The organism is Methanobrevibacter ruminantium (genome assembly GCF_016294135.1).
In the GTDB taxonomy this organism is placed as follows: Archaea; Methanobacteriota; Methanobacteria; order Methanobacteriales; family Methanobacteriaceae; genus Methanobrevibacter; species Methanobrevibacter ruminantium_A.
This window is the reverse complement of the sequence record NZ_JAEDCO010000004.1, coordinates 57,645-77,145: the sequence shown is the minus strand read 5'-3', so window position 1 is coordinate 77,145 and position 19,501 is coordinate 57,645. Positions and strand designations below refer to the sequence as shown.

Annotated in this window: 22 protein-coding genes; 13 read left to right on the top strand and 9 right to left on the bottom strand. The window is 31.5% G+C overall.

The annotated features are described in order from the left end of the window. The first annotated feature begins 225 nt into the window (after positions 1–225). The 3 genes from VW161_RS02310 to rnhB all read left to right on the top strand — a co-directional run bounded on the left by VW161_RS02310 (position 226) and on the right by rnhB (position 3,256). Positions 226–984: a hypothetical protein gene (locus VW161_RS02310; protein ID WP_304092748.1), complete on the top strand. Its 759-nt coding sequence runs from the start codon at positions 226–228 to the stop codon at positions 982–984. Between the two features lie 313 nt (positions 985–1,297). Continuing rightward, positions 1,298–2,368 carry a rod shape-determining protein gene (locus VW161_RS02305; protein ID WP_304135283.1) on the top strand — a complete coding sequence of 357 codons (1,071 nt, stop codon included), beginning with the start codon at positions 1,298–1,300 and terminating at the stop codon, positions 2,366–2,368. Positions 2,369–2,596: 228 nt separating this feature from the next. Further along, positions 2,597–3,256, top strand: a complete 660-nt coding sequence (gene rnhB / locus VW161_RS02300) for a ribonuclease HII (protein WP_298537531.1) — start codon at positions 2,597–2,599, stop codon at positions 3,254–3,256. 116 nt (positions 3,257–3,372) lie between these two features. Here the strand turns inward: rnhB and VW161_RS02295 are convergent, their stop codons facing one another. The 3 genes from VW161_RS02295 to VW161_RS02285 form a co-directional block, all read right to left on the bottom strand. After that, positions 3,373–3,996, bottom strand: coding sequence for an IMP cyclohydrolase (locus VW161_RS02295; RefSeq protein WP_304088861.1), 624 nt, complete (start codon positions 3,994–3,996; stop codon positions 3,373–3,375). Between the two features lie 132 nt (positions 3,997–4,128). Beyond that, complete coding sequence (locus VW161_RS02290) at positions 4,129–4,536, bottom strand: ExbD/TolR family protein (protein WP_304088864.1); 408 nt, start codon at positions 4,534–4,536, stop codon at positions 4,129–4,131. A gap of 16 nt (positions 4,537–4,552) precedes the next feature. Then, positions 4,553–5,392, bottom strand: a complete 840-nt coding sequence (locus tag VW161_RS02285) for a MotA/TolQ/ExbB proton channel family protein (protein ID WP_304092745.1) — start codon at positions 5,390–5,392, stop codon at positions 4,553–4,555. Between the two features lie 247 nt (positions 5,393–5,639). Here VW161_RS02285 and VW161_RS02280 point away from each other — a divergent pair, with 247 nt between their 5' ends. From VW161_RS02280 to hemA, 10 genes are all read left to right on the top strand, one after another. Beyond that, positions 5,640–6,404: a coenzyme F420-0:L-glutamate ligase gene (locus tag VW161_RS02280; RefSeq protein WP_304162535.1), complete on the top strand. Its 765-nt coding sequence runs from the start codon at positions 5,640–5,642 to the stop codon at positions 6,402–6,404. Between the two features lie 53 nt (positions 6,405–6,457). Beyond that, complete coding sequence (locus tag VW161_RS02275) at positions 6,458–7,000, top strand: hypothetical protein (protein WP_304088872.1); 543 nt, start codon at positions 6,458–6,460, stop codon at positions 6,998–7,000. 123 nt (positions 7,001–7,123) lie between these two features. Further along, entirely contained in the window at positions 7,124–8,026 is a 903-nt protein-coding gene (gene cofD, locus VW161_RS02270) for a 2-phospho-L-lactate transferase (protein ID WP_325192681.1), read from the top strand. Between the two features lie 193 nt (positions 8,027–8,219). Then, a complete protein-coding gene (locus VW161_RS02265; protein WP_298537511.1) occupies positions 8,220–8,981 on the top strand; it encodes a GTP cyclohydrolase III in 762 nt (253 codons plus the stop codon). A gap of 170 nt (positions 8,982–9,151) precedes the next feature. Continuing rightward, positions 9,152–9,865, top strand: a complete 714-nt coding sequence (locus VW161_RS02260; protein WP_304088881.1) for an MJ0144 family RNA dihydrouridine synthase-like protein — start codon at positions 9,152–9,154, stop codon at positions 9,863–9,865. 237 nt (positions 9,866–10,102) lie between these two features. Further along, a complete protein-coding gene (locus VW161_RS02255) occupies positions 10,103–10,738 on the top strand; it encodes a DUF134 domain-containing protein (protein WP_304088883.1) in 636 nt (211 codons plus the stop codon). A 182-nt stretch (positions 10,739–10,920) separates the two neighbouring features. Then, positions 10,921–12,531 (top strand): methyl coenzyme M reductase system, component A2, encoded by a 1,611-nt coding sequence (gene atwA, locus VW161_RS02250; protein WP_304088886.1) that lies wholly within the window; start codon positions 10,921–10,923, stop codon positions 12,529–12,531. 330 nt (positions 12,532–12,861) lie between these two features. Beyond that, on the top strand, positions 12,862–13,344 hold the full coding sequence (locus VW161_RS02245; RefSeq protein ID WP_298537502.1) for a methanogenesis marker 9 domain-containing protein: 483 nt from the start codon (positions 12,862–12,864) through the stop codon (positions 13,342–13,344). 61 nt (positions 13,345–13,405) lie between these two features. Continuing rightward, positions 13,406–14,029, top strand: a complete 624-nt coding sequence (locus tag VW161_RS02240) for a precorrin-2 dehydrogenase/sirohydrochlorin ferrochelatase family protein (RefSeq protein WP_304086914.1) — start codon at positions 13,406–13,408, stop codon at positions 14,027–14,029. Positions 14,030–14,047: 18 nt separating this feature from the next. Beyond that, the gene (hemA, locus tag VW161_RS02235) at positions 14,048–15,250 is read left to right on the top strand and encodes a glutamyl-tRNA reductase (RefSeq protein ID WP_304092735.1); all 1,203 of its coding nucleotides are present in this window, start codon (positions 14,048–14,050) and stop codon (positions 15,248–15,250) included. A 152-nt stretch (positions 15,251–15,402) separates the two neighbouring features. Here hemA and VW161_RS02230 read toward each other — a convergent pair whose 3' ends face one another. The 6 genes from VW161_RS02230 to VW161_RS02205 all read right to left on the bottom strand — a co-directional run bounded on the left by VW161_RS02230 (position 15,403) and on the right by VW161_RS02205 (position 19,366). Continuing rightward, positions 15,403–16,530 carry an AAA family ATPase gene (locus tag VW161_RS02230; RefSeq protein ID WP_439778529.1) on the bottom strand — a complete coding sequence of 376 codons (1,128 nt, stop codon included), beginning with the start codon at positions 16,528–16,530 and terminating at the stop codon, positions 15,403–15,405. A gap of 119 nt (positions 16,531–16,649) precedes the next feature. Continuing rightward, the gene (locus VW161_RS02225; RefSeq protein ID WP_304105641.1) at positions 16,650–17,486 is read right to left on the bottom strand and encodes a TIM barrel protein; all 837 of its coding nucleotides are present in this window, start codon (positions 17,484–17,486) and stop codon (positions 16,650–16,652) included. A 172-nt stretch (positions 17,487–17,658) separates the two neighbouring features. After that, complete coding sequence (locus tag VW161_RS02220) at positions 17,659–18,675, bottom strand: phosphorylating glyceraldehyde-3-phosphate dehydrogenase (protein ID WP_304105643.1); 1,017 nt, start codon at positions 18,673–18,675, stop codon at positions 17,659–17,661. Positions 18,676–18,825: 150 nt separating this feature from the next. Next, positions 18,826–18,981, bottom strand: coding sequence for a DUF2284 domain-containing protein (locus VW161_RS02215; RefSeq protein ID WP_325192680.1), 156 nt, complete (start codon positions 18,979–18,981; stop codon positions 18,826–18,828). Next, entirely contained in the window at positions 18,978–19,262 is a 285-nt protein-coding gene (locus VW161_RS02210) for a DUF2284 domain-containing protein (protein ID WP_304162551.1), read from the bottom strand. The genes VW161_RS02215 and VW161_RS02210 overlap by 4 nt, the downstream gene beginning before the upstream one ends. Further along, positions 19,238–19,366: a hypothetical protein gene (locus tag VW161_RS02205; RefSeq protein ID WP_304162553.1), complete on the bottom strand. Its 129-nt coding sequence runs from the start codon at positions 19,364–19,366 to the stop codon at positions 19,238–19,240. Before VW161_RS02205 ends, VW161_RS02210 begins: the two co-directional genes overlap by 25 nt. Positions 19,367–19,501: the final 135 nt, after the last annotated feature.

Here is a 19,501-nt window from a genome sequence, read left to right as displayed (position 1 = left end):
TATTTAATATATTTTATTACCTTATATTTAATTTTTTTTAAAAAAAATAAAAAAAATAATCATTTAAAAACAAAATTTTATATTATAATAATGAGATATATTAAAATCGTATAGTATTAAAATTCTTGGTTTTAAGTGAAAAAAGTAATAAGAAAATCATGATTTTATGAATATATAAAATGAAAATTGATTCGAAAATTAATTTAAACTCTATTAAGTGATCATATGATTGAAGACAGAATACAAATTCTCAGAAGAGCTGCAAAGGTTTCCTCTAGAGAGAATAATGAACACGTATGGTGTGTCATCGCAGGTAATGAAAAGTTAGTTGATGATATAGCATACCAAGCAATCACAGCTAAGGATAGAGTTCAAATTTTATTTAGGGAATCAATTAAGATTTTAGACAAGTACACTTCAAAAAGATTTGACTGCATAATGCTAAAAGGAGAAACACTGAAAATCAGTGAACTTAGAAATAGATGCAATGAGAAAGGGGGAGCATCTGTAGAGATAACTAATGTGCACATTAATGAAATGCCTAATTTGTTGGTAATAGTAGGTCCTGAAGAGTCCATGAAATCATTTAATGGTAAAACCAACAGGCAAAATGCAAAAATAAACATTTTAGCAGAAGATCATACAAGCAGTTTCATTAAGGCGGAACTCAATACAAGATTTAAATTGCCTTCCTTTTTAAGAAATACTGTAACACCAATACTTGATATGAGCGATGTAGTTTTATCTGCAATCTTGGTTTCTGTAATTGATGAAAATGATATTGAGCATGTGAAGGAAATCAGTCAAAACAACAGCTTATTCGGAATTGACTTAAATAAGACAATCCAAGATAAGGAAAATCAAAGAATATTTGAGGTTACAGAAAAAGATAAGGCAAATCCGCAAGAAGAAAACAAGACTGAAGATAACAACAATCCAGACAACACCATAGAAACTCCAGAAGAAGACAAAACCCAAGAATAAATTTAGCTTTTTAAAGCCATCACTATTTAAAAAACTCATTTTTCTGACTATTATTATATATTATTAAATTTTTTTCATAATTATATACAAAAACTTATTATTAATAAAAATTATAAATAATTATTGTTATAAACTATAAACATTAATTAATTAATTTTTGATTGTATTATATAATTAATGAATAATTAATTCGATAATCAATTCAAAATGTGAATTAATTAATAAAACAATAAAATCAATTAAATGATTTATTAAATAATTATAGAAAAATTTATAAATAATTTAATTTTATTTTATCAATGGAGGAATAACTTTGAGTATTTTCGGAAATGAAGACGCTATTGAAATTGAACCAACCAGAGTTGTTAAAAATAGTTTAGGTATTGACTTAGGTACCTTAAACACCGTAATCGCAAAACCATCAGGAGATAAATTTGACTTATACCAAATTCCTTCTGTAGTTGCTGTTAAAAAAGATGATCCTTCTGCAGTGCTTGCTGTTGGAGAAGAAGCTAAAAAAATGTTAGGCAGAACTCCAGAAGACATTGTTGCAGTAAGACCACTTAAAAAAGGAGTAATCGAAAACGTTGCACAAGCACAAGCATTACTCATAAGAGCTATGGAAATTGGTATTAACGAAGGAGAAACTGTAGGAAGAATTGTTATTGGAATTCCTGGAGACTCTTCTGAAGTAGAAAAGAATGCTGCTGAAGAAATAGGTAGAAAAGCTGGTGCTGAATACGTTTTAGTAGTCAGTGAAGGTTTAGCTGCAGCTATTGGTGCTGGATTACCTATTGCAGAACCAAATGGAACCATGGTAATTGACATTGGTGCAGGATCTACTGATTTAGTAGTTATTTCCCTTGGTGGAATCAACGATATTGAAACCGTAAGAGTCGGTGGAGACGACATTGATAATAGAATCGTAGAATTGGTTGCAGAAAAATACAACGTTGCAATCAGCATTCACGATGCAGAAGCTGCAAAAATGGAAATTGGAATGATCCATTGCAGTGAAGAATTTGAAAACTTAAGCTATGAAGTTATTGGTAAATCCTTAGAAACTAACAGACCTAAAAAAGTTGTAATTGATTCAATGTTAGTTGCAGATGCAGTAGAACCAATCATCCAAGCAGTTGTTGGCGGATTAAACATCATATTAGAAAGATTACCAGCGGAATTGATGATGGGTGTTTACAAAAATACTGTAGCAGTAGGTGGAAGTTCCAGATTAAGAGGTCTTAAAGAAAGAATTTTCGACGAAACAGACATTCCGATTCAAATTTCTGATGACCCTATGACTGTAGTCGCAAAAGGAACTGCAATCGTAGCTGCTGAACCATTAGCTTTAGAACCGGAAGTACGTTTAAAAGCTATGAAATAAATTTAAACAATTTCAAGCGTTATAATACGTATAATACTATGGATTGTCTTTACAATCCATAATATTCCTTTTAAACACCAAATAATCACACCATCAAAATTACTTCCTTTAAACTTTAATAAATCTTATTTTTATAAAAACTAAACTAATTAAAAAATTAAACTAATTATAAAAATAAACTAATTATAAAAACTAAACTATTTAAATAATGAAACTGGATTTAATAATATGGATACACTAGGATTAGATGAAGCTGGAAGAGGCCCTGTTTTAGGCCCTATGGTTATGGCAGGTATTGTAATACCTGAGAAAAAAGAAAAGATCATTGAAAGAATGGGCGTAAAAGATTCTAAAAGATTAACTCCTAACAGAAGAGCAGTACTATATCGTAAGTTAACTAAAATGTTCGATTATGAAACAGTGGTAATTACTGCAAAGGATATTGACACTTTAAGAGCAAAAGGAATAAATCTTAATCAAATAGAAAAATTAGCTATGAAAAAAATCATAAATACTCTTCGAGCAGATAGAATCATCATAGATGCTTTGGATGTAAAGGAAGGAAGACTTCAGGAAGAAATGGAAGAATATGTAGGCCATAGCTGTGAAGTCATTGCAGAACATAAGGCAGATGATAACTATCTTGCAGTTGGAGCAGCTTCAATCATTGCAAAAACAAAAAGGGACATGATTATTGAAGAAATAAATAAGCAGTACATCAGATCCACCAAGGACAGAGATGGAATCGGTTCAGGTTATCCAAGCGATCCAAAAACCAAAAACTTCTTGAAGAAATTCAAATATGATGAAATGCCAGATTTCGTTAGAAGAAGTTGGGGAACAGTCCAGAAAATAAAAGAAGCCGAAGAGGCTGAAAAATTAGAATAAGTTAAAAAAAAATTTCAATGAAAAAAAGTACAAAAAATAAAAAATCCAATTTACATAAATAAATTGGAAAGAATTTTGGTCAAGGTTTTTAGCCGAAGGCTAAAAAGCTTGGGGATTTATTCTGGATTGAAACCAGCAATTTTCCATTTTCCATCAAATATTGCTGCTACTGAAGATACGGGATTTTCAAATTCAGCAAATGCACCTTCATCGAAAATAAACTTACATGCATCATCAGGAGTTTCTGCAGCAAAAACAACATCTTCAGGAGTGTTTTTCTCATAAGTGGAAATGAATTGAGCTTTACCATCTTCTATTTTTTCAACTAAGATTTTACTGTCAGTTACAATACCAATATAAGCTTCAAAATCATCTTCATTTCCTTTAACTACTGCAGCAATTCTTGGAGTGTTGTAATCATCCTTTTCATAATCCATAGTGATTAATGAATATGCCATTGCATCCCTAATGTTCATTCCAATAGCTATCTTATCTGCAATAGGATTGGTTTGGGAACCGTTTGAAATGATTGCAATGTCACCTACTGTTTTTACACAATCGTAAGCGATATAAGAGTTTTTGAAAATATCAGTTTCAAATCCTTCCTTTGGAATGATAGCTGCTTCATCTTCAAGAACCTTTACTTGTCTGTTTGGAAAAGATCTGCTTGAAACTCTGTAAGCAACATATGGTTTTCCGTCTTCTGTTTTTCCTGCTGAAATAATTCTACCTAAATACATTGTTTTACCCCAAATTAACTATAAAATTTAAAAATTTATAAAATAAAAAATAAAAAGGCCATATTTTTTAAAAATATCAAAAATATGGAAAATAAAATAATAAAATAAAAAATAATTAAATAAAATTTAAAATCATTCTGGACTATGAACCACCTCTTGAGGGCTCATTCCAGAAGGCGCTTGAATATATATCGCATGCTCGCTCGTTTTAATCTGAACATCACCTTGGTCAAGCACTCTTGCATGAACACCGATAGCATTTCCTCTTATCTCAGAAGACATATCTACTCCATTTACAACAACTTTCTGAAGTCCTGCAACCGGCAGCAGATAATATTCTGAATCTCCAGTGGTGTCAGTCATATTTGGCTTTCCAGTGCCTGTTCCAGTGTCATCACCAGTAACAGATGCAGCACCGAAAGTACTGGTCACCACTAAAAAGATAAGCAAAGTAAATAAAATGTCAATAAAAGGAACTAGCTTGATTTCAGGTTCATCCCGATTCATCTTTTCCTTATGATGCTTAATGTCAATTGCCAATTTAACAGCTCCTTGATTATTGTCTTAATTTACTTTCAGTAATTTCAGATTTTACATCACATTTCTCCAATATGATGTTACTAATACTCTTTTCAAGCATACTTGGCTTAAATGAGATTTGAATATTTGAATAAGGGTCAGAGATTTCCTTTACGCTAACAATACCTTCTGCTTCCTGAAGTGCTTCAACTACACAAGGCAATTTTTCATAAACTCTGATTTTAATTACAGCATAACTCCAATTAGTCATTTTAGTAGCTAATTCAATCTTATCCATTTCTGCATCAATTAAACCTTTGATATAAGTGTATAAAGGCATAAGAACAATAGCTACAGTTAAACCTGCAATAGTGGTGATAAGAGCAATATAAATACCTTCTGCCATAGCTGCAGCATCCGGATTTACACCTAAGTTCTTAAAGGTCATCCAAATACCTAATACAGTACCAATCAATCCTAAGAAAGGAGCAAGCTCGATAATGGTTTTTAATGCACTAATACCATTGGTCATTTTTGAGAGCTCGACAATGAAAATTTGCTCCATACTCTCTTCCACTTCTATCTTGTTTTTATAACCGATTTTCAATGCTTCAGACATGATTCTTGAAACAGGGTTCTTATAGTGACTGATATTTTTTAATGCTTCAATAGCTCCACCTTGTTCCATAGAAGAGGTAATTGTCCCCATAATCTCTGTAGCATCAATTTTACTTATTTTTCTAAGGTAAAATATCTTTCTTATAGATATTAACAGACCATAGATACCAAGCAAAAGAATTATATAAGTGATAACTCCTCCACTTTGGAGCATCTCCATAATCATGTCAAATCCATTAATAAGACTTTCTATAATCATAATATCCTCTAAAGAATTTAATTAAAAATTAATAACCAATAAAATAAATTAATAACAATTTAATAGTTAATACTAAAAATGATTATTAATCATATTAATTATAAATTTATTATTTTTAATATAAAAGCATATTGTTAATTTTTTAAAAAAATAAAGCATTATTTTTAATTTTTAATTAAAACCATCGAAAAATAGAACTCTACAAATATCAATAGTTTTTTATATTTTATTAATATAAAATTTAATTATGACTTTAAAATTATGTGGATTAAAAGAAATTCCTTTAGTTAAGAAAGGAGATAATATAGCTAAGATTATCGAAGAGGATTTGGAAAAGGAAAATCTCACTCTTGAAGATGGAGATATTTTGCTTATTGCTGAAACATTGATTTCAAAGGCTGAAGGCAACTATATTAAAATCGATGAATTGGAGCCTAGCGAAGAGACAAGGAAAATTGCAGAAAAATGCAAAAAGGACCCGAAACTTGTTGAAGCGATTTTACAGGAATCAAATGAAATCGTTGCAGTCGGACCTAATTTCATTGTAACTGAAACCAAACATGGATTTGTTTGTGCAAACTCAGGAATTGATGAATCCAATGTGGAAGAAGGTTTAGCAACCCCAATGCCTAAGAATCCTGACCAATCCGCTAAGGAAATAAGAGAGTACTTGGAAGAAAAAACAGATAAGGAAATTGCTGTAATCATTACAGATACTCAAGGAAGAGCATTTAGAGTTGGTGCAATTGGAACAGCTATTGGCTGCTCTGGAATCAATCCTCTCTGGGTAAGAATCGGTGAAGAAGACCTATTCGGCAGAGCCCTTGAAACAACTGAAGTTGCAACTGCAGATGAGCTTGCAGCAGCGGCATCCTTATTGATGGGTCAAGCAAATGAAGGAATCCCTATCGTATTGATTAGAGGATTTGATGCATTTAACCATCTCAGAGACACTGAAACTGGAATCAAGCCATTGCTTAGACCTAAAGAATTTGATGTATTTAGAAAATAGATAAAACAATTACAACTTATATAATAAGATTTTATTCCTTTTGAGTGTTGAATATGGTTGAGATTAATTTCAAATGTGACAACTGTGATTTTTCATTTTTAGATAAGAATCTAATATTCTATTTAGATACTAATTTAGATGATTTGGAATCCATCTTAAATTTCTATTCTGAAGATAAAAAAGATGAGAAAGATGGAAAATATGAAAAAGATGAGAGTATTCATTTAGAACTTATTGAAGATAGTCACAATAAGGAAAATTCAGACAAGATGACTAAATCATTAATTTCCGGTTTCCTTTATGAAAACTACTGTCCAGATTGCAATGAATTAATTAAAACCTATGTTCCTGAAGACAATGAGCTTTTCACTCAAGAAGAGATTGAAAAAATACTAACTAAAGAAATTTCAAAAAATCCTAATAATGAAAAAGCATTTAAAATACTGTTTTTTGATTTTAAAAAGACATTTTACAAGGATAGAAGAAATATTCTTGAAAACAACAATTGTCCTAACTGCAATAGTAAAATGTCATTAGTAATTTCTGAGAAAACTCCATGCCCTAAATGTGGAGGCCCATTAAAGGAAGAATTTTAAAGTTAAAATTTTAAAAAAATCTATTTTATTAAATTAACAATTAATAAATTACAATTGATAATAATCAATAATAATTAAAAAAATTAAAGATCCTATCACAACTAAATAAAAAGAGTGGAAATCATGATAACTATTTTTTCTGGAGGCACAGGAACTCCAAAATTAATTCAAGGAATAAAGGAAATTTATCCTGAAGAAGAAATTACCGTTGTAGTCAATACTGTGGAAAACTTATATATGTCCAGAGGTTATATTGCAGCGGATATTGATACAGTGATGTATACCTTTGCAGATATGATAGATGAGGAATTCTGGTACGGAATCAAAGGGGATACATACATAGTTAGAGAACAGCTAATTGAAATGGGAACTACCGAATTGCTCAGATTAGGAGACAAGGATAGGGCAACCAAGCTTCAAAAGGCTATTTTGCTAGATGAAGGTTGGACATTATCAGACATTGTGGAACTCCAAAAGGATAAACTTGGCATTAAGGCAAACATAATTCCAATGAGTGATGAGGAATCTGAAATAAGCATTGTCACCAAGGAGCATGGTGAAATTGAGTTCCATGACTTTTTGATCAAATACCAGTGCAACTGTGAAGTTCTTGAAGTGAAATACGCTCATGTGAGCCCTAGCCCAAAACTTATTGAATCAATAGAAAAATCTGATAAGGTGATTTTTGGACCATCAAACCCAATCACTTCAATCAGACCAATCATTTCAATAGATGGCGTTGAAGATGCCCTTAAGGAAAAAGAGGTTATTGCAATTTCACCATTTGTAGGAAAATCCGCATTTAGCGGACCTGCAGGACAATTCATGAATGCATTTGGCTATGAAACATCTTCCAAAGGAGTCGCCGAACTTTATAAATCATTCCTAAACACATTGGTGATTGATAACCAAGATGAAGAGTTCAAAGAAGAGATTGAAGAGATTATTCCAAATGTAATCGTAACCAACACTTTCATGAAAACAATTGAAGATAAAATCAATCTTGCAAAAGTGGTTTTGGAATAAAAATTATTTAAAATTATAAAAAATTGTTTAAAATATTTAAAAATTATTTAAAATCATTGAAAATTATTGGTTAATAAGAAACTATAAAAAATTATTAAATATAAAAAATTATTAAAAAAATCATTAATTAAATGCTTAAAGTTTAAATACTAATTTAGTTATAACTAATTATAGTAACATTAGGTGAAAATATATGATACAAATGACTTTGATACAAATCGATAATTATGGTCCATGGACAGTAACTCCAAGACCACGTACAGAATCTGACCTTCAAATTTTACAAGCAGAACTTTTTGCAGATGTGCAAAGATTAATAGCTGCTAAAAAAGGTTTAGTTTTCTTTACAAGATTTGATAATTTACTTGCAGTCACAAATGGTCTTAACGAAGAAGACCACATGAGAATTCAAAGATCTATTAGAAACAGATACCCAATTACAATCAGTATGGGTGTAGGAGCAGCAGAAACTGCACACGAAGCTCAAAGATTAGCAACCATTGCACTTCAAAAAGAAGGTGGAGCTCAATCTTCTGGAAGAAAAGAAATACTAGCAATCAACAATTTAATTGAAAACCCAGAAGACAGTTTCGTGCAAGCTGCACACATTGATATCAACAGTGTTACTGAAACTTTAACTGATATTGAATCTGCTTTTGATACAAGCTTTATGGTAAACAAAGCACAACATTACTTAATGACTAAACTTAGAGAAAAAGGTGCATTATTATTCTTCATTGGTGGAGACAACTTCATGTCCCCATGTAATGGATTAAGTGAAGATGACCTTACCCAAATTCTCAAAGAGATTGATGAAGAAATTGGAATCGGCCTCAAAGCAGGTATCGGTAGAGCAGACAATATGGAAGATGCAGCATATATGGCTGACATCGGACTTGAAATAATTCGTGCAGGAAATAATAAAGATTGGATTCATGTAATCGAAGAGCTTTAAATAAAATCTTATTTTCACTTAATTAACTTTTCTTTTTATTTCCTTTTTTATTTTTATTATCTTTTTTAAACTATTTTTATGAATGATTACAATTATTAGAATATTGAATAATTAGAATAATTAAAATTATCAAAACTTAAGGACGTGTTAACATTAAAGTACTTGCACCAATGGCAGGAATAACAAATGCAGAATTTGCAATTAAACTCATTCCATATGGATTTGACACAGTCACTATCGGAGGATACAATACTGACAATGAGTCAATAGACGCTTGTGAAAAGATTATAGCCAGAGGCAGGAAAGAGTTCAATTACCCTAAAGAAGAAATCTATGAGGTAATTGAAAATGAAGTTAACACAATTAAAGATAGTTTTGATGTAACAGTCAGTGCAAACTTGAGAGGAACCACTCCAGATCCACTGATTGAAATCAGCAAAATACCAAATCTCGACATAATTGAAATCAACTGTCATTGCAGACAGGAAGAGCTTGTTGCAGTTGGCTGTGGACAAAGCATGCTACTCAGATCAGACTTGGAAGATTACATAAAAGAAGTTGTTAAAAAATCAGAATCAAAAGTTTCAATGAAAATGAGAGCTAATGTCGAAGGTGTTGACAACCTTGAAATAGCAAAATTGGCGGAGGAATGTGGAGTAGACTACTTGCATATTGATGCTATGAAAAAAGGCGTCAGAGATGCTGATTTTGATTTGATAAAACAAATAGCAGCTAACACCAATATTTTCATAATTGGAAACAATTCAATCAATTCCATTGCACAAACAGAAAAAATGTTAAATGCTGGAGCAAATGGAATTTCAATAGCTAGAGCCACCATTAGTGGAAAATTAAATTTTGATTTGAATGAAATTGAAATTTAATTAGTGTTACTTTTTTAAATCTATTTCTTAATCTATTTCTTAATCTATTTCTTAATCTATTTTAAATCATAATCTACTTTTTATTTCACCTATTTTTAATCATTTCCCATATTCCAAAAGACAAACTATATATTAAATGTTATGAATATATATTCATAATAAATATATATTCATAATGAATTTGTTTTAGGGTTCATTAAAATATAAATCCATTAGGAAATTTTAAGGAGAGAATAAATGGTTAGGCCAAAGATAGAAAGGAGAATTGTGAAAAAGCCTGATTACACTTGCCTAAAGCATGGAGATGTCTTGGAAAATGATCAAGACACCATTAAAATGAATCTTGATGAATTTGAAGCAATCAGATTAGGGGATTATCACAATATAAAGCAAAAAGAGGCTGCAGAATTAATGGGAATATCACAACCAACATTTCATAGAATCATTAACTCTGCAAGAAAAAAGACCGCTATGTCATTGATTGAAGGCAAAAAGATTGAAATAAACAATGAGAACTTTCAAGCAGAAGAAAAGATATACATCTGCAAGGATTGTGGATTTCAATGGAACAATCCCAAAAAGGAATACACAAACTGTCCTGACTGCAAGTCTCAAAACATTGAAATAATCAAGAATGATTTGGAAAAATCATCAACTCCTCAAATTTTCAATGTACCTGAAGCTTCAAAATATCCTTTGAATGAGAGACGTTCATTTGGAGGATCGGGAAGTGGAAGAGGACCATCAAAAGCATGCGAATGTCCTAATTGTGGACATATAGTACCAAAGATTAGAGGATTTCCATGCAGAAACATAAAATGTCCTGAATGCGGAACACCATTATGCGGTTCAAATCATAAGGAAAAAAGCTAATGAATTAAAATATAAAAAATAAAAAATATGTAAAAATATCAAAATTTATATTAATAATATCGTTTATAAATAATAAACATATAAATTAATAGATTAATATTTGATATAAAATCAAGATTAATATATTACATAAATTAAAAAAATTAAAAATTATAATTACAACTAATTATCAAGGTGGGCTTATGTCTTTCATAACTTTAAAAAATATTAATAAGTCATTTAATGGGGAACCAGTTCTTAAAGATATTAACTTAACAATAGAAGAAGGTTCTACCTTAGGTATTCTCGGTAGAAGTGGTAGTGGAAAATCTGTTTTAATCAACATGCTAAGAGGTACTAAAGAATATGCTCCAGACAGTGGACAAGTACTCTTTAACTTAGCAATCTGTGAAAATAAAAAATGCTTGCATGTTGAACCTGCTTCAAAGGCTGGCGAAAAATGTCCAGAATGTGGAGCTGAATTAAAAGCTAAGGAAATTGATTTCTGGAATGCTGACAGATTGGAAAAGGTTGCAATCAGAAGAAGAATTTCCATTATGCTTCAAAGAAACTTTGCATTATACGATGAACAAAGCGTAATTGAAAACGTATTGAATGCAATGGGTGACGAAGGCAGATACGAAGAAGAGAATATTTACAACGCTATTGACTTATTGGAAATGGTTCAAATGAGTCACAGGGTTACTCACATTGCTCGTGACTTAAGTGGAGGAGAAAAGCAAAGAGTTGTACTTGCAAGACAATTGGCTAAAAACCCAATGTTGCTTTTAGCTGACGAACCAACAGGTACATTAGACCCACAAACTGCTGAAAAGCTTCACCAAACCTTGATTGAAGGCGTAAAAGATGAAGGAATCAGTATGGTGATCACTTCCCACTGGCCAGAAGTTATGAATCAATTAGCTGATGATGCAATATGGTTAGATAAAGGGGAAATCATTGAACATGGACACCCAGATGTCATCGTTCCAAAATTCCTTGAAACCGTACCTCAAGCGGAACAAGTGGAAAAGGTTGAGCACACCGAAGAGATAATTAGAGTGAAAGACATTAAGAAACATTACTATTCCATTGAAAGAGGAGTGGTTAAAGCTGTAGACGGTGTAAGTTTAACAATCAATCAAGGAGAAATCTACGGTATTGTTGGACTTAGTGGATCCGGAAAAACCACCTTAACCAGAATGATGATTGGTTTGACTGAACCAAGTGCTGGAGAACTTGAAATCAAGTTAGGTGATGATTGGATTGACATGAAAAAACCAGGTCCATTAAACAGAGGCCGTGTAACTCCATACTTAGGTTTATTACACCAAGAATACTCATTATATCCTCACAGAGACATTTTAGGTAACTTGACTGATGCTATCAGTTTGAACTTGCCTGCAGAATTTGCAAAAATCAAGGCAGCGCATATCCTTGAAACTGTAGGATTTGAAAAGGAAAAATCCATGAGCATCTTATCCAAATGGCAAGATGAGTTAAGTGGAGGAGAAAGACACAGAGTAGCTCTTGCACAAGTGTTAATCAAGGAACCAAACATTGTCGTATTGGATGAACCAACAGGTACTATGGACCCAGTTACAAGAATCATCGTAACCAATTCCATCTTAAAGGCAAGAGACGAATTGGACCAAACCTTTGTAATTATTTCTCACGATATGGATTTCGTATTGGATGTTTGTGACAAGGCAAGCTTAATGAGAGGAGGAAAACTCCTCAGTACTGGAACTCCAGAAGAAATCGTTGCAGAATTAACTGGTGAAGAAAAAGCAGATATGATTAAGGATCACTAATCCTTTTTCTTTTCTTTTTTTATTTTTTTAATTTATTATTTAATTTACTTTTTTATAAATAAATAAATTATTTTTTATAAATCCACTATTTTTTATAGATAACAATTAAAAATTTGTTAACATAAATTATACAACTATTTTTAAAGATTTTCAATTATAATTAAAAACTTATATTAATATAAACAAACAAAATTATTAATGTTATAATAATTATTAAATTAATTAATTTTAATTTAATTAATTATTAATATCATATTCAATAATTAAAAATTCATTAATGAAAAAATTAAAAATATTTTATATTTATTATTTACAAATAGAGGAAAAATTATGGCATGGGAAAATTCACCGTCACATATTTGTAGAGGAGGAGATGTAAGAGGACTCGCATTCTGTTGTCCTCCTGTAAAACCTTGCCCTATTATGGGAGCTTTAAAAGAAGTTGGATTAACTCCTCAAGAATTCTTAGACATTAAACAAAAATTTGCAAGAGAAACTAGATTAGGCGAAGGTCCTGCAACCTGTTTCGGATCACTCGTATGGTGTTGTAAAACTTCAAAACCTTGTCCTTTAAGAGACATGACCTTAAATCAAATAGGCATGAGCGAAGACGAATATATGAATCTCAAAAAGGAATTGTCTGAAGTGATTTTAGCAGCAGGAACACCACCTACCTCAAATGAAGCAGTATTTGCACTTTCACAAACCTTTGACATAAGTGAAGCAGAAGCTGAAAAAGTTCTTGCAGACTGTAACAATGACTTAAGAATGGCTGTAAAACTATTAAAACTTAAACAATTAGAAGAAAAATAAACATTTTCATCTAATGTTATCCAATCAAAATCAATTGAACTAAAAAAAATGATGTGATAATATGGGAAAAACTTCTCTTTTCTTTGAAGTGGAAAACAAGAATGTCTTTATTTTAGGCACTGGAGAGGTAGCTACAAGAAGAGCACATCGCTTTTTAGATAAAGGAGCCAATGTGATATTGGCAGGAAATTCAATTGATGAGGAATTAACTAAAAAAGGAGCTATTTTAACACCTTTAAAAGACCTTGATGAAATGGTTAAATGGAGTGACATAGTGATTACCGCAAGCGGTGATGAAAAGCTATGCGAATACATCGCATCCATCAGCCAAGGAAAATTAATTAACAGAGCAGACAAACCTGATGAAGGAAATATAATAGCCCCTACAAGTTTCTTGATAGATGATATCGAGATATCCATTTACACAAATGGGCAAAGTCCTTTAATGGCTAGAGAACTTAGAAAGAAAATACAATCAATCATTACAGAAGAGGATATCCTTGAGATAAAGCTTCAAGATCATGCAAGAAAAATCCTTAAGGAAAAAGTAGATGACCAAAAGGTGAGAAGGGAATATCTTGAGAGTATTCTAAACAATGAGAAAATTAAGAATTGCCTAAAGGAAAACAAATTAGATGAAGCTAAAAGGCTTGTAGAAATCATAATTAACTCTGACTTATCATAAAATAAAGGAGACTCAAAATTGATAATCAATATACGTGTAGACCATACTCTTGCAGATATAGAAACTATGGAAAAGGTATCAAAAGACTTAAAAAAACTCTTTTCCACTTTAAAAGAACAAATAGACATTAAAGAATATATTGAAATCAATACATGCAATAGATATGAGTATTTCCTTTATACCGATGATTACAATGAACTTGACTTAGACTGCGAAAACAAATATGTCATAATACAATATAGTGATGAAGCAGTTTTGCATTTATTCAGAATGACCTCCGGTTTGGAATCCCTGATTATCGGTGAAGACCAAATCTTAGGGCAAGTTAAGGATTCCAAAAGGAAAAGTGAAAAGGAAGGTCATTGCGGCAAGAAATTGGATGCCGTTTTCACAAAGGCAATCCATGTTGGTCAAGTTGTAAGAAACAAGACTAAAATCAATCAGGGGTCAATTTCCATCGGTTCAGCGGCTGTTGATCTTGCAGAAGAAAATCTCGGAGATTTGCAAGATAAGAATGTACTTGTTATTGGTGCAGGAAAGATGGGAACCCTTGTTGCTAAGGCATTGGCTGAAAAGAACTTGAAAGCTATTTTTGTTGCAAACAGAACTTATTACAAAGCTATTAAACTGGCAGAGGAACTTGATGGAGAAGCAATTCTCTTTGATAACTTGGAAGAAAAGTTACTCAATGCAGATCTTGTAATCAGTTCCACTGGAGCGCCTCATGCAATCATCAATAAAGCAAGGCTATTGAAAGTATTTGATGAAAAAATACCTAAAAAGATCGTTTTCATTGATATTGCAAATCCAAGAGACATTGAAGAGGATGTGAAAGAAATAGGCATTGACTTATTTAACATCGACGACTTAAGGGGAATTGCAGAAAAAAATAAAAAGCTTCGTGAGAAAGAGGTTATCGAAGCAGAAAAGATAATCAAAAATGAGTTTGATTTACTTAAAGAATCCTTTAATTTAATTGAAATAAATTCATTACTTGGTAGTTTAAGAGAGTCTATGGAAGAGATAAGGCAACGTGAGAGCCAAAAAGGCATAGTTAAACTAAATAGTATAGATGCGAAGGATATAAAAACCATAGATAAGATGACTCAGTCCATAGTCAACAAAATATTTTATGACATTTCTGAAAACATCAGAAAAACAGCAAAAAATAATGAAGAGGACTACATAAGAATATGTGAAATGATTTTAAAAGGAGACTGAAACTTAAAAACCTTAAAAAAATAATTTTATAAATCTTAAATATATAAAGTATTAAAATAGTAGATTAAGTCTTAAAATAGTAATTAAATCTTAAAAAAAGAGTTTTATAAATAAATTTAAAAAACTAATAAAAAATAAAGAAAGGATGTTTTTTATTCAAACATTCCTTTAATTTCTTCTTTTTTGTATTTATTGAGATCCAATGCAAAATAAATATCATCCATTGTTACTTTTTCTTTATCGTTTATAATTGCATTGTGAAGAGCTGTTTTCAATATTTTTTCCTTAATGTCTCTGCCAGACATTCTTTTGGAAAGCTTTACTAATCTCTCAATATCCAAATCATAATCGATTGGGAAAGTGTTGAGATTCAACTCAAAAATTTCTCTTCTTTCATCATCATTTGGAAGCTTGAATTCGATTTCCTCTTCAAAACGACTTCTGATTGCAAAGTCAATTGAAGATGGGTTATTGGTAGCTGCAATTGTTACAACACCATCATTTGGATTTATTCCATCCATTTCAGTTAAAAGGGAATTTACAATTTCAGAAACATCCCCTCTCAATGATTGGAATGACCTATGCAATGCAATTGCATCAATTTCATCAATGAAAATCAAGGATGGGGCTGATTTCAATGCAGTCTCATATAAATCATGAATCTTATTTGCTGCATCTCCGACATGGTCTCCAATTAATGAGGTTGCCTTGACCAAGAATAAGTTGATGTTCAATTCATTTGACAATGCTTTTGCAAGCATGGTTTTACCAGTTCCTGGAAGACCATAGAACAGAACATTCCTAGGAGCCCAATTGCCAAACTTCTCAGGGTCTTGAAGATACTTGTAAATTAGTTTTGATTTCTTTTTAGCATTCTCTTGACCTACAACATCATCAAAGAAAACATTGGATTTTACTCTTTTTATTGAATCATGCTTTTCAACATCTGGAATGACAATTTCTATTGAAGTGTTTTCTCCGATAACTGAGTCTTCAGGATATGCAGTTATGATTTTGAAAGCAAAATCTGGAATGATCTTTTGATCAAAAAGATAGGAACCTGTTCTAACTGATGTGCCACTCCATTGATCTATAGCATACTGTTCAAAAAGAACCTTATCAGATATCTCTAAATTAGGCCCTTCCAATAATCCAAAATTGAAAGGATAACCTGCAGTTTCCAAAACAAGAACCTGAGTCTCAATCTCACTGAAACTAGCCCTATTTTTAATAGAAACCTCTGATTTCTTTTTGCTTGAACTTTTATTTTCAGATTTCACATTTATCACATCAAAATCAAATGTTTAAAATAATTAAAATTTTTTTATGAATGTTTAGATTACTTAATATATTTTTAACATTATTTAAATATTTTCATAAAGTAATTAAGTTAGATCATCTAAATTAGACTGTCATAAAGCTGTTTCATTCTTAAGGCATCTTGGTCAATTAATGGAGTTTCACAAATAATTGTTGCTTTCCAATCGTTTTCAATCAGATTCAAAAGCAAATCCTTAATGTGTGGACCATACTCATCATCTTCAGCTAAAGTATGGTGCTTCTTTTCACCCTTGTCAGTATACTCAATTGTAGTGAAATGACAATGCAATCTATCAATGTCCAGATTGTCTTCAAGTTTTGAAAATATGCAATTATAATCCTCTTTTTTATTTAAGATTCCTCTTCCCCTTGCATGAACATGAGCAAAGTCAATTGTAGGCTCAAAGTGGTCAAAACTGGCACACATTTCTATGATTTCATCAATGTTTCCTAATTGAGAACGTTTTCCAGTTGTCTCCGGCGCAAAGGTAAAGTTTTCTATCCCTTCCTCTTCACATCTTTCAAGGAGTCTTGTGTAAGTCTTTTTAGCTAAATCCATACAGGTTTCAGGTTTTCTGCCTGAATAAAATCCGGGATGGAATACAAGCCTATATGCTCCCATGAATTCTCCGACTTTAGCAGATTGGGCCAATCTATCTATTGTGCTTTCTATTTTTTCTTCCTCTTTAGAACAGACATTCACATAATAAGGACAATGCATAGACATTAAAACTCCATTCTCTTCTGCAGATTCCCTAAGTTTAAGTGCAGAGGATTCTCCAATTCTAACACCATAAGTGGACTGGTATTCAAATGCATATAATCCTAAAGGCCCTAAAAATTCCGGAGACTTATGTGCTTTTCCATTGAATTCTATTGGTTTTCCAGCTGGACCAAAAATAACCTTATCTTTCATAAAAACACCACAACGAATTAAAAAATGATAAAATATAAAAAAATGAAATTAAACCAATTAAATAGAAATTAAACAAATTAAATAGAAATTAAAAATTTTATGATTTAGAAAAAAAGTAAGAAAATTAAATAGAAAAATCTATTTAATTAATCATATCTGAAATTATGTTGATTTATAAAATTCCCATAGCTTTGTTGGTTTTAGCAATGGATTTTTCATTGTCAGATTCCATTTCCAACATTGCACGGATAGCATCTACGTTTTCAGGCACTACATCAGATTCTTGGTGTACTGCTTGCATGTAGAACAATTCATTGCCTACAATGTTAATGGATTCTTTCCATACTGGAATCTCATATAAATCGTTTCTGCTTCTTCCTAAATCTTTAGCATATTCCATAAGTGCTGCAGTTGAGTCAAGGCCAGCAGCAGCTTCAACCACCATAACTCTAGAACGTTTTTCAAGTACATCGATTACTTCATCATTAGTTACTTCATTGCCAATTTCAACCATTAGGTTGTGTTGGTGCATTAAAGTGGTAGGTACAAGTAAAGCCATTGTAGTAACGTCGATGCCTTTCATTACAGTCTGTACATCAGGACCATGGTGAGAAGGCACTTTTGGAGGGTTAGGAACAATAGCGTTAATAGGGCCTTTTTTGATTTCAGAAGGGTCAGATCCTCTTCTAACCATTACAGCACGAACTTTTTTAATGTCAACTAATGGATTAAGAGTGTGTAAGGTACGGGTTAAACCGGTAGTGTTACAGGACACTACTCTTGCATAGTCTGCACCATATGAATCATCATAGTTAGAAAATGAGTTGAAGGATAATCCAGTTAATTCATGGTCTTCTCCACCTTGGTAAATAGCTTTTACACCTGCTTTTTTATACATTTCAAGGTTTTGAGGTCCGATGTTTCCAGGAGTACAGTCAACTACAATGTCTGCTTCTTGAATCATGTCTTCAACAGTACCTGCTATTTCAATTCCTGCTTCTTTAAAGAGACCTTCCCTTTCAGGAATTCCAATGTATAAAGGATATCCTTTTTCTTCTACAGCAGTTCTTGCTTCAAAGTTTGGCCTGGTCTTACTTACACCAATGATTTTCATATCATCTTGAGCAGCTACAGCATCAGCCACTCTTTTACCTATAGTTCCAAATCCATTAATAGCTACAGATTTCATTTTTAAACTTCCTTTATGAAATTAAATTTATATAAACTCATTAAATTCAATAAATATATAATTTAATTTTTATTATTTAATCTATATATAATTTAATATTTAATCTAAAAAATATGGCTTAAAACAAGAAAATAAGTGATATCTTTTGTTTTATTCTAATAAAACTATGCCATAGCAGAAATAACTATTGTTTTCTTCAGCTATTCCTAGAATGTCATAGCCATTATTTTCAATAGTCTTATGAATGTCAACACCACAAGCTTCACCAGATGGACGGGCCTCAGCGGGATACTTGCATTTCTTCAAATTACATTCCTCCTCTTTGAATTGCAAACCATACAAGGACCTGCACCCATACCAAAAACCTTATAATAACCAAAATGAGCACAGCAATTCTCGATATCAACTGATATTTTAGAGATTCCTCCAATATCATCTTCAATTGAAGCCAAACTGATTTCAAATAAAATGGCAGTTTCATATGAATTTACCATACCAATAAATTCCTCTGCTTTTGGAGTATAAGGTGGACATACAAGTGTTTTACCGTAGTTAGGGCACCCTATTGACATTTTAATCTTGTCCATGGCTCAACCACAATAGTGCTTGTGTCGATATATTCAAATTTAAAACCTTTATAATCCTTTGTTAAATCCTCAATTTTCACTCTTAATTCATCTAAATCAATCATAAAATCACTCCAAATTATAAACATCCTCATTAAGTTTATTTAAATAAATTTTGAATTGTATCATTAATAAAAATTTTTTAAATTTATAAATTAAAAAAGTAAAAGCAAAATGAAATAAGTTTAGAAACAATTAAA